Genomic DNA, 15,195 nt, shown 5'->3' on the forward strand with positions numbered 1-15,195 from the left:
TCGGGTGAGGCGCGGTATCCGTCGTTCAAGGGGATCATGGCGGCGAAGAAGAAGCCGGTGGAGTCGTTGGGTCTGTCGGATCTGGGTGTGGATGCGGGGGTGGTGGGTCTGGCGGGTGCGTGGTCGGTGGTGGACGAGGTGGTGGCGCGTCCGGCGCGGACGGCTGGTGTGATCGTGAAGGACGAGGGTGAGGGCGGCCGGCAGCTCGCGGAGTTCCTGGCGGGTCAGAAGTTCATCTGAGCAGTTTTCGCAGTCTTCGTTTTCCGATCCGCTGGGAGTGTTTCTGATGGGTGATGTTCTGGTCTTTGTGGACCATGTCGGTGGTGTGGTGCGTAAGCCGTCGCTGGAGTTGCTGACGATTGCGCGTCGGCTGGGTGAGCCGGTGGCGGTGGTGTTGGGTGTGGGTGCGTCTGCGGCGGCGGGTGTGCTGGGTGAGCATGGTGCGGTGCGGGTGTTGGTCAATGAGGGGGCGGAGTTCGCGCAGTATTCGGTGGTGCCGAAGGTGGATGCGCTGGAGGCGGCTGCTGGGGTGGTGAGTCCGGTGGCGGTGTTGGTGCCGACGTCGGGTGAGGGCAAGGAGGTTGCGGCGCGGTTGGCGTTGCGGCTGGGTTCGGGTCTGATCACGGATGCGGTGGATGTGGTGGCCGGTGATGGGGGTCCGGTGGCGACGCAGTCGGTGTTCGCGGCGTCGTTCACGACGAGGTCGCGGGTGACGTCGGGGGTGCCGGTGATCACGGTGAAGCCGAATGCGGCGCCGGTGGAGGCGGTGGCGGCCGGTGGTGTGGTGGAGGAGTTGGTGGTGGAGTTCGGTGCGTTGGCCAGGGGGACGAGGGTGGTGTCGCGGACGCCGCGGGAGTCGACGGGTCGTCCGGATCTGACGGAGGCGGCGGTCGTGGTGTCCGGTGGCCGGGGTGTCAATGGTGCGGAGAATTTCGTGGTGATCGAGGCGCTGGCTGATGCGCTGGGTGCGGCGGTGGGTGCGTCGCGGGCGGCGGTGGACGCGGGTTGGTATCCGCATGCCAATCAGGTGGGTCAGACGGGTAAGTCGGTGTCGCCGCAGTTGTATGTCGCGGCGGGTATCTCGGGTGCGATTCAGCATCGGGCGGGGATGCAGACGTCGAAGACGATTGTGGCGGTGAACAAGGATCCGGAGGCGCCGATCTTCGAGTTGGTCGATTTCGGCGTGGTCGGTGACCTGTTCAGTGTGGTGCCGCAGCTGACCGAGGAGGTCACGGCCCGCAAGGGCTGACCCCGACGGAGCCCCGCCGTGCCACGCAGGCACCGCGGGGCTCCGCGCGTCATTGACGGCCCGGCTGGACGGCCTTAGCGTTGTTTCAACGGTTTGTTGAATATGGAACGCTGGAGGGCGGCAGATGGCCCAGGACGGGACGGTCCGCACCTCACTCGGCGACGCGGTGCGCCAGGACATCGGCGCGTCCCTGGCCGGTGTCGACGCCGAACTCGCCCGCCGCTACCCCGGGGACCCCGGCACCCGGCAGCCCGTGCACACGGTCTACGTCCCCGCCGACGCCTTCGCGCACGACACCGTGCGGACCTGGGGCGACCGCGCCCTCGCCGCCCTCGACGAGCACGCGCCGGACGCCGCCTCCCTCGCCGAAGTCCTCGGTCTGCCGCCCGGGTCCGCGGCGGCGGTCCACGACCGCGTCCGCGCCAAGCTGCGGCGGGAGCCCGTCGAGGATCTGCGCATCGACTTCGAGGACGGCTACGGTCCCCGGCCCGACGCGGAGGAGGACGCGGCGGCGGCCGCCGCGGCACGCCTCGTGAACGCCGCCGTGGCGGACGGCAGCGCGCCCCCGTACCTCGGCATCCGTATGAAGTGCCTGGAGGCGGCGGTCCGGGACCGGGGCATCCGTACCCTGGACGTCTTCCTCACCGGCCTCATGGACGCCGGGGACCTGCCGCGCGGGCTCGTGCTCACCCTGCCCAAGGTGACGTTCCCTCAGCAGGTCACGGCGATGGTGCGGTTGGTGGAGGAGTTCGAGAAGGCCCGCGGGCTGGACGCGGGACGGATCGGCTTCGAGATCCAGATCGAGACGACGCAGTCCGTGCTGGGTCCCGACGGCACCGCCACCGTCGCCCGGTTCATCGACGCGGCCGGGGGCCGGGTCACCGGACTGCACTACGGCACCTTCGACTACAGCGCCGCCTGCGGCGTGAGTGCGGCGTACCAGTCGATGGACCACCCCGTCGCGGACCACGCCAAGGCCGTCATGCAGGTGGCCGCCGCCGGCACGGGCGTCCGGCTCTCCGACGGCGCGACGAACGTCCTCCCGGTCGGGCCCACCGCGCAGGTCCACGACGCCTGGCGCCTGCACTACGGGCTCGTCCGCCGCTCCCTCGCCCGCGCCTACTACCAGGGCTGGGACATGCACCCCGGCCAGCTGCCCACCCGCTACGCCGCCGTCTACGCCTTCTACCGCGAGGGCCTCCCCGCGGCCGCCGCCCGCCTCGCCGCGTACGTCGCCCGGGCCGGCGGCGACGTCATGGACGAGCCCGCCACCGCCAGGGCGCTGAGCGGCTACCTCCTGCGCGGCCTCGACTGCGGCGCCGTCGACCCGGACGAGGTCACCGCCGCCACCGGCCTCTCGCGAAGCGACCTCGACGCGCTGGCGGGAGTGCCCGGCCGGGGCTAGCCGTCGCTCCGGCCGTGGACGGCGCCCGCGCGCCCGACTGGCCGAGCTCTCGCGGCACTCGGCGACGTCGGCCGGGTAGGTCTGCAGCGCCCGCGGCCCGGCGGCGCGGCGGTCGCGGCGCAGGGCGATGTCCTCGGTCTGCTCCCGTACCCGTACGTCGTGCCGGACCTCGGCCGTACGGAGGCGGCGCTCGCAGGCGTCGTCCGTGAAGGCCGCGACGAGGTCGGGCCGGCGGGTGAATCCTGCGTCCGCCACGCAGCGGGACCACCTGTCCCAGGCCGCGCGGAGACGGGGTCGCGCTCGACAGCCTTGCCGACCTCGGGCGCCCGCTTGCGCGTAGAGCAGGTCCCGCCCGAGGCCGATGCCGCGCTTCAGCCGCCGGGCCGCGTCGGTGTCGCACGCGGGCAGGTCCGCGTACTCGGTGACGGTCATCCGGCGCCCCTCCGGCTCGGCGGTCGGGTGCCGTGCCGGGTACCAGCCGCGCCCCCGGCGGCGGACGGTGTCGAGGGCCGAGAACGCCGTAGCCGGTGACGACCGCGATGCCGACGACGGTGGTGGCGCCGGGGGAGCGTGGGTAGTGGGGGTGAGTGGGAAGTCCGGGTGGCCGTGGTCCGCCGTGCACGGCCGGACCGGCAACGCCGATGTCGGCCTGTACCGCCGGTGGTCCGCCGGCGTGATGTCGTACCGCGCGGTCGGGAGGGGGCCGAGGTCCGACGCCGCCCTGACGAACTCCTGGCGTTCGGGGCCCGAGGCCCAGATCGGCACCCGCACCGCCGCCTCCGGCCGCCGTCCCCGCCTCGCTGATGCCGACGGACACCGGCGGGCGGCGGTACGTCATCGGCCACCCCCCCCGATCGGGAGGGGCGTAGGCACGGCAACACGCGGACGGGTGGCTAGCGCACCGGGCCGTCCGGGGCGAGGCCGCGCCCGCTCAGCCAGCGCATCTGCTCCAGCGGCTGCGAACCACGGCCCCCGGCGTGGTCGCCGAACTGCCAGACGCGGATGTCCTTCTCGCCGGCGTAGCGGTTGTACGCCGCGTACACGGTCGAGGGCGGGCAGATCGGGTCCATCAGGCCCACGCTGAACAGCGCTGGGGCGCTCGCGCGCGGCGCGAAGTGGACGCCGTCGAAGTAGGAGAGCGTGCCGAACACCTCCTGGGGTCCACCCGCCGGTGCACCCCGAGATACTGCGCGAGCTCGGGATACGGGCCGTCGGCGGCCGTGTCCGCGCCGCGCCGGAAGTGGCACAGGAACGGCACGTCCACGAGCGCCGCCGCGACCGCGCCGCCCGTCAGCCCGGCGACCGCCAGTGCGAGCCCGCCGCCCTGGCTGACGCCGGAGACGACCACGCGCCGCGGATCGACGCGCGGGTGCTTGCGCAGGGCGTCGACCGCCCGCACGCAGTCCGCCATCAGGCGTCGGTAGTAGTAGTGCTCGGGGTCCTCGATGCCCCGCGTCATGAAGCCCCCGACGTACTGCGGCCCGGGCATCGCGTCCGGATCCGGGGTGTCGTGACCCTGGCCGCGGCTGTCCACGACGAGGTGGGCGTACCCGGCGGCACTCCACAGCAAGTGCTCGTGGTGCAGGCCGCGTCCACCGCTGTAGCCGATGTAGGTGACGACGCCGGGCAGCGGCTCCGTCGCCCCGCGCGGCAGCAGCAGCCACGCGGCGACGGGCTGACCGCCCCAGCCCGGGAAGCGCACGTCGAAGACCTCGACCGTCCGCAACGGCGAATCCGCCACGGGCCGGTACTCGGCGTCGCCCCCGGCGGCCTCCCGGGCGGTGGTGATGGTCTTGGTCCAGAAAGCGTCGAAGTCCTCCGGCTCCGCTGTCTCCGGTGCGTAGGTGCGCAGTACGTCCAACGGCAGGTCGGTGAGCGCATGGCGGTACGTCCCCTCCTTGATCGGCGGCCATCGGGCCGCCCGGCACCCGAGGTGTCAACGGCCCGTCGTCGCGGTGGGGCCGTCAGGTCATGGGCGGGAGTTCGCCCGAGCCGCGTGCGACGAGCCGGCAGGGGAGTACCAGGCGGTCGGGCGCACCGGCGGCGCCGTCGAGCCGCTGGAAGAGCAACCGCGCCGCCGTGCGGCCGAGTTGTGCCGGGTCCTGGGCGACGACGGTGATCGCGGGCCGGAGGAGGTCGGCGAGCTCGAAGTCGTCGAAGCCGACGAGCGCGACGAGCTGCGGGCGGTCGGCCAGCACCCGTACCGCGGTCACGGTGATCCGGTTGTTGCCCGCGAAGATCGCCGTGACGGGCTCCGGCCCGGCCAGCATCCGGTCGAGTTCCGAACGCACGCGGTCCGGCGCGGTCGTGCCGCAGGAGACCCAGCCGTCGTGGACGGGGAGGCCGGCGTCGGCCATCGCCTCGCGGTAGCCGCGCAGGCGCTCGGCGGCGGTGTGGATGCGGGGGAGGTCACCGATGAAGCCGATGCGCCGGTGCCCGTGGGCGATGAGGTGCGCGACGCCTTCACGGGTGCCGCCGGCGTTGTCGCTGACGACCACGTCCGCGTGGATGCCCCCGGCGGGCCGGTCGACGAAGACCGTGGCGACCCCTGCCGCTATCTCCGGTTCCAGGTAGCGGTGGTCCTCGCTCGCCGGGACGATGACCAGGCCGTCGACGCGCCGGGCACAGAACGCCAGCACCAGCTCCTGTTCGCGTTCGGCGTCCTCCGCGCTCGACCCCGTGAACAGCAGCGTGCCGTGCGCCCGGGCCAGGTCCTCGACGGCCCGGCTGAGCGGGGAGTAGAAGGGGTCCGCGAGGTCCTCCAGGACGAGCCCGATGCTGGCGGTCCGGCCCTTGCGCAGCAGGCGGGCGCTGTCGTTGCGGCGGAAGCCGAGGGCGTCGATGGCGGCCTGCACGCGGGCGATCGTGTCGTCGGTGACCCCCGGCTCCTCGTTGACGACGCGGGAGACGGTCTTCAGGCCGACACCGGCCCGAGCGGCGACGTCCTTCATGGTGGGCCGGGCGGTACGCGGAATATCGGTCACGCCGGGATCCTATGGGCTGGACAACGTTGTCAACAAAGGGCGACACTACGCCCATGCCGTTCGAGAGCACAGCTGAACCCATCGCACCGCCGTCGCAGGCCGCAGACCGGGGTCCCCTGGTCGCCGCCGTGGACGTCGGGGGCACGAAGATCGCGGGCGCCCTGGTGGACCCGCATGGGCGGCTGCTGCTGCGCGCCCTGCGTCCCACGAGGGCGGACCGGGACGCGGAGACCGTGATGGGATCGGTCGCCGAAGTGCTGGACGAACTGCGCGCGGCGGCCGAGTGGTCGCGCGTCGTCGCCGTCGGCATCGGCAGCGCCGGACCCATCGACGCCTCGCGTGGCACGGTCAGCCCGGTCAACATCGGCGCTTGGCGCGACTACCCGCTGGTGGCGGAGGTCGCCGCACGGGTGGACGGACTGCCCGTGGTACTGACCGGCGACGGCATGGCGATCACCGCCGCCGAGCACTGGCAGGGTGCGGCCCGCGGCCATGACAACGCGCTCTGCATGGTGGTCTCCACCGGCGTCGGCGGCGGCCTCGTCCTCGGTGGCGCACTGCATCCCGGACCGACCGGCAACGCCGGCCACATCGGCCACATCAGCGTGGACCTCGACGGCGACCTGTGCCCCTGCGGCGGCCGGGGCTGCGTCGAGCGGCTGGCGAGCGGCCCCAACATCGTGCGGCGTGCCCAGGAGGCCGGCTGGCTCCCCGCCGCGGGGGAGGCGGCCGACGCCGCCGCCGTGGCCCGTGCCGCCCGCGCCGGGGACGCGGTGGCGCTGGCGTCCTTCGACCGCGCCGCGCAGGCACTGGCCGCGGGCATCGCCGCGACGGCGACGCTGGTGGAGATCGACATCGCCGTGATCGGCGGAGGCGTCGCCGGCTCGGGCCCGCTGCTCTTCGATCCCCTGCGCACCCATCTGCGCCGGTACGCCACCCTGTCGTTCGCGGCCGGGGTGAAGGTCGTCCCCGCGGTGCTCGGCACGGACGCGGGCCTGGTCGGCGCCGCCGCGGCGGCCGGCGAGGCGCTGGGCCTGGAGGCGTTCGGCGCGGCCCGCTAGACGCGGGCCCAGTTGTCCGCGGGCGTCCGGCTCCCCCGAGCCGCCGGACGTCCGGGTCGGCGTGCGGCACGCCGGCAACGCCCGGCCGCGGGTCGTGGCGCTCACCCCCCGGCGCGGCGGCCGCCCCGTTCGTCAGGAAGCGGACGACGGGCCGCCCCCGGCGGGCGCGGTCGCGTGACGGGCGCCGGGAACGACCAGGAGCGCGTGGATCCCCGGTATCCGGGCCCGCGCGCGGTCCGGCATGCGCCGGGAACGTAACTGCGCTGTCCCGGGACACCCGGAGCGGTCCGGACCGAGGTCCTCCGACAGGTCGCGCTCGTGGCCGGATCGGCACTCTTGACGCTGCCGCGTTCCTGGTCCGCGCGCTGCCGTGCGATCGGTTCACAGCCCGTTCGCCCGGGACGCCGACACGGGCTGAGCTCGGGGTACGCGGGTTCTGAAGCCACCGGTATGCGCCGATGGCCGGGTCTGTGCGTTTGCCGACGCCGATGATCCGGGCAATTCGTAGGGGGCTACCGGGCAACGGAAGAGGGGGCACCGTGATCGTCTGGCTCAACGGCACGTTCGGCGCGGGCAAGACCACTGCGGCACGCGAACTGCTCGATCTGCTGCCGGGAAGCGTGCTCTACGACCCGGAACTCATCGGCACCGGGCTGCGGCTCATGCTCCCCGAGAAGCGGCTGGGCGAGGTCTCCGACTACCAGGACCTGCCCTGCTGGCGGCGGCTGGTGGTCGACACGGCGGCCGCGCTGCTGAGCGAGATCGGCGGCGGGCCGCTCGTCGTGCCGATGACCCTGCTGCGGCAGGAGTACCGCGACGAGATCTTCGGGGGCCTGGCAGCCCGCAGAATCGCGGTGCGGCACTTCGTGCTCGACGCTGAGGAAACGGTTCTGCGCGAGCGGATCGAGCAGCGTGCGGACATCCCCGGCGACCCGGTGGCGAACGCGGAGGTCCGCGGCTGGTGCCTGGAGCAGCTCGCCGCCTACCGAGAGGCGCTGCCCTGGCTGACCGCCGACGCCCATGTCGTCGACACCACCGGCATGGGCCCGCGCGCCACCGCGGAGCGCGTCGCCGAGGCGATACGCGAGGGCGCCGGCGTCTGCGACATCGTGCAGACCCCGGAGCCCACGGCGGAGACGCTCGCCGCGGGCGTGCTCCTCTTCGACGAGGAGGACCGCGTCCTGCTGGTCGACCCCACCTACAAGCCCGGCTGGGAGTTCCCCGGCGGGGTCGTCGAGCCCGGTGAGGCCCCCGCCCGGGCCGGGATGCGCGAGGTCGCCGAGGAACTCGGCCTGCACCTGCCGACCGTTCCCCGGCTGCTCGTCGTCGACTGGGAACCGCCCCTGCCGCCCGGCTACGGGGGCCTGCGGCTGCTCTTCGACGGCGGCCGTCTCGGGGCCGCCGAGGCCGAACGCCTCCTCCTGCCGGGGGCCGAACTGCGCGGCTGGCGCTTCGCCAGCGAGGACGAGGCCGCCGCCATGCTGCCGCCGGTCCGTCTCACGCGCCTGCGGTGGGCCCTGCGCGCCCGTGAGCGCGCCACCGTCCTCAACCTGGAGGCGGGCGTGCCCGTGGGCAGCTGATCGCTGATCGATGCCGGTGCGCGGCCTGCCCGGACGGTCGACCGGTCGACCGTCCGGGCAGGCCGCCGGAGAGGCGTGCCGACACCCGGCCGCACGGGCACCGGGTGTCGGCGGCCGGGGTGTCAGACGGCCTTGCTCTCGGCATAGCCGCGGAGGAACAGCGCCTCGGCGAGCGAGAGCTTCTCCAGCTCCGCCGGGGAGACGCTCTCGTTGACCGCGTGGATCTGCGCCTCGGGCTCGCTCAGCCCGATGAGGAGCATCTCCGCCTCGGGGTACAGCGTGGCAAGGGTGTTGCACAGCGGGATGGAGCCGCCCATGCCGGCGATCTCGAGCTCCTTGCCGTAGGCGGCGCGCATGGCCTCCGCCATGGCGGAGTACGCCGGGCTGGAGGTGTCGGCGCGGAAGGCCTGGCCCAAGCCGGTCTGGGTGACCTCGACGTGGGCGCCCCAGGGGGCGGCGGCCTTGAGGTGGGCGATGAGGAGATCGGCGGCCTCCTGGGCGTCCACGCCCGGCGGGACCCGGAGGCTGACCTTGGCGCCCGCGGTGGCCTGGACGGACGGCGTGGCGCCCACGACGGGCGGGGCGTCGATGCCGAGCACGGTGACCGAGGGACGGGCCCAGACGCGGTCGGCGACCGTGCCGCCGCCGACGAGGGAGACACCGTCCAGGACCTTGGCGTCGCCGCGGAAGTCCTCCTCCGGGTACTGCAGCCCCTGCCACGAGGCGTCCATGGCGAGCCCCTGGACCGCGGCGGCCCCGGTCTCGTCGTGCAGGGTGTGCAGGATGCGGATCAGGGCGCTGAGCGCGTCGGGCGCGGCGCCTCCGAACTGACCGGAGTGCAGGTTGCCCTGCAGCGTGCTCACCTTGACCTCGACCATCGCCATGCCGCGCAGCGTGGCCGTGGCGGTGGGCAGCCCGCAGCGGAAGTTGCCCGTGTCGCCGATGACGATCGCGTCGGCGGCGAGCAGCTCGGGGTGCTCCTCCGCGTAACGCTCCAGGCCGCCCGTGCCCTGCTCCTCGGATCCCTCGGCGATGATCTTCACGCCGACCGGCACCCCGCCGTTGTCGCGCAGCGCGCGCAGCGCCGTGAGGTGCATGATCAGACCGCCCTTGCAGTCGGCCGCACCGCGCCCGTACCACCTGCCGTCGCGCTCGGTCAGCTCGAAGGGCGGGGACAGCCAGCCGGCCTCGTCCAGCGGCGGCTGAACGTCGTAGTGCGCGTAGAGCAGCACGGTGGGCGCGCCCTCGGGGCCGGGCAGGTATCCGTAGACCGACTGCGTGCCATCGGGGGTGTCGAGCAGCGCGACGTCCTGGAAACCCTCTCCGGTCAGAGCGTCCGCGACCCACTGCGCGGCCTTCTCGCACTCGCTCCTCGGGAACTGCCTCGGGTCCGCCACCGAGCGGAACGACACCAGCTCGGCCAGCTCGGTCCGGGCCCGCGGCATCAGGGCGGCGACGGTTGCGGCGAGTGGTGCGGCGGACATGGGCGCTCCTGGTGGGTGCGTGTTCGGTCGAACGCGTGGTTCGTGTACTGGTGCTCGGGATCGATGGTGCCACAGCCGTGTCCGCGCACCCGCGGATTAGTATGCGGCTGAGCAGGGGTGACAGCAGCCTGCGGGTCGGACGGGAGCGGGAGCACGTGAGCAGCGAGTACCAGGCGCAGGACGGCGGTTCGGCGGACGGCGCCGAGGACGCATCGGTGTGGGATGTCGTCGTGGTCGGGGCGGGGCCCGCCGGGGCATCGGCGGCCTATGCCGCGGCCGCGGCCGGACGCAGTGTCCTGCTGTTGGAGAAGGCCGAGCTGCCCCGCTACAAGACGTGCGGCGGCGGCATCATCGGGCCGTCCCGGGACGCACTCCCGCCGGGCTTCGAACTTCCGCTCCGTGATCGCGTGCACGCGGTCACCTTCAGCCTCAACGGGCGCCTCACCCGGACCCGCCGGTCCCGGCACATGCTCTTCGGCCTGATCAACCGGCCCGAGTTCGACGCCCAGCTCGTCGAGGCGGCCGTTGCCGCGGGCGCCAAGCTGCGCACCGGTGCCGCCGTCTCGCGGGTCGAGCAGCACGGCACCTCCGTCCCCGACCGGCGCACGGTGGCGGTGGTCCTCAACAACGGCGAGACGGTGCTCGCGCGGGCGGTCGTCGGCGCCGACGGCTCCGCCAGCCGCATAGGCGCCCATGTCGGGGTCAAGATGGACCAGGTCGACCTGGGCCTCGAGGCCGAGATCCCGGTCCCCCCGGAGGTGGCCGAGGACTGGACAGGCCGGGTCCTGATCGACTGGGGCCCGCTGCCCGGCAGTTACGGCTGGGTCTTCCCCAAGGGCGAGACGCTGACGGTCGGAGTGATCTCCGCGCGCGGCGACGGCGGCGCCACCAAGCGCTATCTGGAGGACTTCATCGGCCGGCTCGGTCTGGCCGGGTTCGAACCGAGCATCTCCTCGGGCCACCTGACGCGTTGCCGTGCCGACGACTCCCCGCTGTCCCGCGGCCGGGTGCTCGTCTGCGGGGATGCCGCCGGCCTGCTGGAGCCGTGGACCCGCGAGGGCATTTCCTTCGCCTTGCGCTCGGGCCGTCTCGCGGGGGAGTGGGCGGTGCGGATCTCCGAGTCGCACGACGCGGTCGACGCCCGGCGTCAGGCGCTCAACTACGCCTTCGCGGTCAAGGCCGGTCTCGGTGTGGAGATGGGGGTGGGCCGCCGCATGCTCGGCATCTTCGAGAAGCGCCCCGGTCTGCTGCACGCGGTCCTCACCACCCTCCCGCCGGCGTGGAACACCTTCGCCCGGATCACTCGCGGTTCGACCTCGCTCGCCGAGATCGTTCGGACCCATCCCCTGGCCCGTCGTGCGCTAGAGTCATTCGACCGCTCCTGATCTTCATCTGTCCATCTACTGCCTGCCTTAAAGAGGGTGTTGAGGGGCAGACACCTTCTTGGAGGTAGCCCTGACATGCCGTTGAGGAATGAACAAGGCCGACTGCCCTGGTGGGCCCGGTGGTTGACCGGGCTCATAGTGCTGGCGGGCCTGCTGCTGCTGGTCGCCAAAGCCGACCTGATACCCGGCCTGCCCAACCCCTTCGCCGAGGAGACCAAGGACCGCACCGGCCCCGTGGTGCTCAAGGCGATCCAGGACATGAACCGCTTCGAGGGAGCCAGCGGCGACTTCCAGGTCGTCGTCGACCTGGAGAAGGACGCCAAGTTCCTGCCCGACGCAGTGCGTGGCCGGCGCACGCTCTATGTCGGCGCCGGCAGCGTCGACGCCTATGTGGACCTCGGGGACGTGGGCCCGAAGGGCGTGCAGGTCACCGAGGACCGCAAGTCGGCGGTGCTGACCCTGCCGCACGCCCAGCTGGAGCGCACCTCGCTCGACCCGGACCGCTCCTACATCGTCGCCGAGGAGCGGGGCTTCTTCGACCGGCTCGGCGACTTCTTCTCCTCGCACCCCAACGACGAGCAGCAGATCCAGCAGCTGGCCGCGAAGAAGATCCAGGACGCGGCCAAGAAGACGGAGCTGGCGCAGCGGGCGGAGACCAACACCCGCGCCATGCTGGAACGTCTGCTGATCTCGCTCGGCTTCGAGCGCGTGGAGGTGCGGTTCAGCTGACGGCCGTGATCCGGAAGACGGGGTGCTTGGGGGCTATCGCGCGCAGCTCCTCGTCCGTGGAATCGGGGCCGACTCCTCCGAAGAACACGCCGACCTCCGCCTTCCAGCGCTTGAGGTAGGCACGCAGCACCTCGGGCTTGGCGTCGTCGCCCACCTCGGCGGCGGTGAACTCCTCGACGCGCTTGCCCAGCAGGAGTTGACCGCCGCCGGCGGCCCGCATGTTGTGGGTCCACTGCACGTGGCCGCGGGGAGCGACGAGAAAGCGCTCCCCGCCCACGACGAGCAGGTTGACCGGTGTGCGGCGCCATTCCCCGCTCTTGCGCCCCTTGACGGCCAGCACGCGGGAACCCCACACACTCACACCGCGCCGGGTGAGCCAGCCGACGAAGCGGTTGAGGACATTGACGGTGATCCAACCGGGCTTCTTGACGTGCTCCGACATCTCGGACATGAGGACTCCTCCGTAAAGTGTGAGCGGTGCTCTCGCTTGAGAACAGTGTGCAGCAGCAGGGCCGTGAAAGCAAGAGCGGTGCTCTCAATCTTGGTCGCGCACTCCGATCCGTTTACACTGATCCTCATGAGCGTGATCAGGACGGCCAGGGAACGGGCTCGCGGTGAAGTGACCGCCGCCATCAAGGAAGAAGCGCGCCGGCAGCTCGCGGACGAAGGCGCGGCACGCCTCTCGCTCCGCTCGGTGGCCCGGGAGCTCGGCATGGTCTCCTCGGCCCTGTACCGCTACTTCCCCAATCGGGACGAGCTGCTCACCGCGCTGATCGTCGACGCCTACGACGCCGTCGGTGCCGCCGCCGAGACCGCGTTCGAGGGGGTGGGGGACGCCGACCCCGTCACGAGCTGGATCGTGGTCAGCCGGGCCGTGCGCGGCTGGGCACTGGAACACCCCCATGAGTACGCCCTGATCTACGGATCCCCGGTGCCCGGGTACAGCGCGCCGCTCGACACCATCGGCCCGGCCTCCCGCGTCGCGCTCGTGCTGCTCACGGTGGCCGAAAGGGCCCACGCCGACGGACGCCTGGCCCTGCCCGCGCCGGACGCGCCGCTGAGCGCGGGCGTGCACGCCGACGCGTGGCGGCTCGTCAAGGACCTCGACCAGGACCTGCCGCCGCAGGCCCTGCCGACGTTGATCGCCGCGTGGGCCCAGCTCTTCGGCCTGATCGGCTTCGAGCTCTTCGGCCAGTTCAACAATGTGGTCGAGGCACGGGACGAGTTCTTCGACCACGCCATGGCGAGCCTGGCGCACCAGGCCGGTCTCCGCCGTGATCCTGTACTCCCGGAGGAGTAGACGAGGTCACCGCCGTGATCGGACGCCGACCGCCGGTCCGTCGTTCTAGCGTGGCCGCATGAGCGACGACGCAGCCGGATCCGCGCCGCAGGGCGGTCCCCGATGGGGTCCGTCGTGGACACGCCACGGCGGACCCGGGCACGGCGGCGGTGACGGCCTCCCGCGCCGCCCCTGGATCGCGTCGATCGTGCTCGCGTTCGTCCAGGTGGTCGGCACGACCGCCGCGTCGCACAACGGCACCGGCCATGTCCCGCTCGACCACTTCGGCTACCTGCTGCTGATCGCGGGCCCCATAGCCCTGCTGTGGCGCCGGCGGGCGCCTGTCGTGGTCGCCGCCGCCGTGTCCGCGGTGACGCTGGTCTACCTTGCCGCGGGCTACGCCTACGGCCCGGTCTTCCTCAGCGTCGTCGCCGCCTACTTCTCGGCGGTGGCCGCCGGGCGGCGCCGGTCCGTCTTCGTCGTCGCGGCCTGCCTGTACACGGCTTACGTGATCGTCACGCTGTGCCTGTACCGCTTCCTGCCGCCCGCCGGGGACGGCCGGGCCTCGTGGGCGCAGGTGTCCGGCGCCGCGGCATGGCTGCTGGCCATCCTCGCCGTGGCCGAACTGTGGCGGCTGCGCCGTGAGCAGTACGTCCGCGAGCGACGGGAGCGGGCCGAGGCCGAGCGCCGCCGGGCGGACGAGGAGCGGCTGCGGATCGCCCGCGAACTCCACGACGTCCTCGCGCACAGCATCTCGGTGATCAACGTGCAGGCCGGTGTCGCCCTCGCCCTCATGGACGAACGTCCCGAGCAGGCCCGCCAGGCCCTCACGACCATCAAGGCAGCCAGCAAGGAGGCGCTCGGCGAGGTCCGCCAGGTCCTCGGTACGCTCCGTTCCCCGGGCGAGGCGCCCAGGTCCCCGGCGCCGGGCCTGGACCGGCTGCCGGAACTGCTCGAACAGGCCGCCGGCGCCGGTCTCGGCGTCGACGTGACCCGTGAGGGAACCGCCGTCCCCCTGCCTCCCGGCGTCGACCTGGCGGCGTTCCGGATCGTGCAGGAGGCACTGACCAACATCATCCGGCACTCGGGGGCGCGCACGGCGCGCCTGAGGATCGTCCACCGCGCACGGGAGATCGAGTTGTGCGTCGACGACGACGGTCCCGCCACGGCCGTCGCAGGGCAGTCCCCGTCCCCGGAGACCGGCGGCGGCAACGGGCTGCTGGGCATGCGGGAGCGTGCCGCCGCGCTGGGCGGAGAGGTGGTGGCGGGACCCCGTGCGGACGGGGGATTCCGCGTCCTGGCCCGGCTGCCCTTCGATACCGTCGCGGCCACGGCCGTCCTCGACAAGGAGATCCGATGATCCGGGTGGTGCTCGCCGACGACCAGGTGCTGGTACGCGCCGGCTTCGCCGCGCTGCTGGACGCCCAGCCCGACATCGAGGTCGTCGGGGAGGCTCCCGACGGTTCGCAAGCCCTGCGGCTGGTCCGTGAACTGGCCCCGGACGCCGTGCTGATGGACATCCGCATGCCGGTCATGGACGGTCTGGAGGCCACCCGCCGGATCACCGACGACCAGGCACTCGCGGACGTCAAGGTGGTCATCCTCACCACCTTCGAGCTGGACGAGTATGTCTTCGAGGCCATCCGTGCCGGCGCCTCGGGCTTCCTGGTGAAGGACACCGAACCCGAGGAACTGGTGCGCGCGGTCAGGGCGGTGGTGGACGGCGACGCGCTGCTCTCACCGGGCGTGACCCGGCGCCTGATCGCGGAGTTCGCGGCCCGTTCCAAGGCGCCCGCCGTCGCGACGGAGCTGGAACGGCTCACCGAACGGGAACGCGAGGTGATGGCACTGGTGGGGATCGGTCTGTCGAACGAGGAGATCGCCCGGCGCCTGGTGGTCAGCCCGCTCACCGCCAAGACGCACGTCAGCCGCACCATGGTCAAGCTCGGCGCCCGCGACCGGGCCCAACTGGTGGTCCTGGCCTACGAGTCCGGCCTGGTGCGGCCCGGCTGGCTCGGCTAGGCCGTCCGGACCCGCGC

The 15,195-nt window shown here is 72.8% G+C and carries 12 protein-coding genes and 2 pseudogenes; 10 read left to right on the top strand and 4 right to left on the bottom strand.

Features of this window, described 5'->3' with window-relative positions; genetic code table 11:
- The 3 genes and pseudogenes from PV364_RS32580 to PV364_RS32590 form a co-directional block, all read left to right on the top strand.
- Nucleotides 1–240: pseudogene (locus tag PV364_RS32580) on the top strand (electron transfer flavoprotein subunit beta); the annotation flags it as partial.
- 46 nt (nucleotides 241–286) lie between these two features.
- On the top strand, nucleotides 287–1,249 hold the full coding sequence (locus PV364_RS32585) for an electron transfer flavoprotein subunit alpha/FixB family protein (RefSeq protein ID WP_319664150.1): 963 nt from the start codon (nucleotides 287–289) through the stop codon (nucleotides 1,247–1,249).
- Nucleotides 1,250–1,373: 124 nt separating this feature from the next.
- Nucleotides 1,374–2,654: a DUF6986 family protein gene (locus PV364_RS32590; RefSeq protein WP_319664152.1), complete on the top strand. Its 1,281-nt coding sequence runs from the start codon at nucleotides 1,374–1,376 to the stop codon at nucleotides 2,652–2,654.
- Between the two features lie 893 nt (nucleotides 2,655–3,547).
- Here PV364_RS32590 and PV364_RS32595 read toward each other — a convergent pair.
- Both PV364_RS32595 and PV364_RS32600 read right to left on the bottom strand, forming a co-directional pair.
- Nucleotides 3,548–4,557, bottom strand: a pseudogene (locus tag PV364_RS32595) (acetylxylan esterase).
- 61 nt (nucleotides 4,558–4,618) lie between these two features.
- Complete coding sequence (locus tag PV364_RS32600) at nucleotides 4,619–5,605, bottom strand: LacI family DNA-binding transcriptional regulator (RefSeq protein ID WP_319664261.1); 987 nt, start codon at nucleotides 5,603–5,605, stop codon at nucleotides 4,619–4,621.
- Between the two features lie 86 nt (nucleotides 5,606–5,691).
- On the opposite strand from PV364_RS32600, the gene PV364_RS32605 reads away from it, so the two are divergent.
- Nucleotides 5,692–6,699 (top strand): ROK family protein, encoded by a 1,008-nt coding sequence (locus tag PV364_RS32605; RefSeq protein ID WP_319664153.1) that lies wholly within the window; start codon nucleotides 5,692–5,694, stop codon nucleotides 6,697–6,699.
- A gap of 539 nt (nucleotides 6,700–7,238) precedes the next feature.
- Nucleotides 7,239–8,279, top strand: coding sequence for an NUDIX hydrolase (locus PV364_RS32610; RefSeq protein WP_319664155.1), 1,041 nt, complete (start codon nucleotides 7,239–7,241; stop codon nucleotides 8,277–8,279).
- A 122-nt stretch (nucleotides 8,280–8,401) separates the two neighbouring features.
- Here PV364_RS32610 and PV364_RS32615 read toward each other — a convergent pair whose 3' ends face one another.
- Nucleotides 8,402–9,763, bottom strand: a complete 1,362-nt coding sequence (locus tag PV364_RS32615) for a dipeptidase (protein ID WP_319664156.1) — start codon at nucleotides 9,761–9,763, stop codon at nucleotides 8,402–8,404.
- A 101-nt stretch (nucleotides 9,764–9,864) separates the two neighbouring features.
- Here PV364_RS32615 and PV364_RS32620 point away from each other — a divergent pair, with 101 nt between their 5' ends.
- On the top strand, nucleotides 9,865–11,148 hold the full coding sequence (locus tag PV364_RS32620) for a geranylgeranyl reductase family protein (protein WP_401977428.1): 1,284 nt from the start codon (nucleotides 9,865–9,867) through the stop codon (nucleotides 11,146–11,148).
- Nucleotides 11,149–11,223: 75 nt separating this feature from the next.
- Nucleotides 11,224–11,877, top strand: coding sequence for a DUF4230 domain-containing protein (locus PV364_RS32625; RefSeq protein WP_319664158.1), 654 nt, complete (start codon nucleotides 11,224–11,226; stop codon nucleotides 11,875–11,877).
- Here PV364_RS32625 and PV364_RS32630 read toward each other — a convergent pair.
- Nucleotides 11,870–12,319, bottom strand: coding sequence for a nitroreductase family deazaflavin-dependent oxidoreductase (locus PV364_RS32630; RefSeq protein WP_319664262.1), 450 nt, complete (start codon nucleotides 12,317–12,319; stop codon nucleotides 11,870–11,872). The two genes, PV364_RS32625 and PV364_RS32630, sit on opposite strands and share 8 nt — an antisense overlap.
- 135 nt (nucleotides 12,320–12,454) lie before the next feature.
- On the opposite strand from PV364_RS32630, the gene PV364_RS32635 reads away from it, so the two are divergent.
- From PV364_RS32635 to PV364_RS32645, 3 genes are read left to right on the top strand one after another with little or no spacing between them, the layout of a single operon-like run.
- Nucleotides 12,455–13,177, top strand: a complete 723-nt coding sequence (locus PV364_RS32635; protein WP_319664159.1) for a TetR/AcrR family transcriptional regulator — start codon at nucleotides 12,455–12,457, stop codon at nucleotides 13,175–13,177.
- A gap of 58 nt (nucleotides 13,178–13,235) precedes the next feature.
- Entirely contained in the window at nucleotides 13,236–14,516 is a 1,281-nt protein-coding gene (locus PV364_RS32640; RefSeq protein ID WP_319664161.1) for a sensor histidine kinase, read from the top strand.
- On the top strand, nucleotides 14,513–15,178 hold the full coding sequence (locus tag PV364_RS32645) for a response regulator transcription factor (protein WP_319664162.1): 666 nt from the start codon (nucleotides 14,513–14,515) through the stop codon (nucleotides 15,176–15,178). The genes PV364_RS32640 and PV364_RS32645 overlap by 4 nt, the downstream gene beginning before the upstream one ends.
- The last annotated feature ends 17 nt before the right edge of the window (nucleotides 15,179–15,195 follow it).

Origin of the sequence: Streptomyces sp. MI02-7b (assembly GCF_033793585.1) — a bacterium.
Taxonomy (GTDB): domain Bacteria; phylum Actinomycetota; class Actinomycetes; order Streptomycetales; family Streptomycetaceae; genus Actinacidiphila.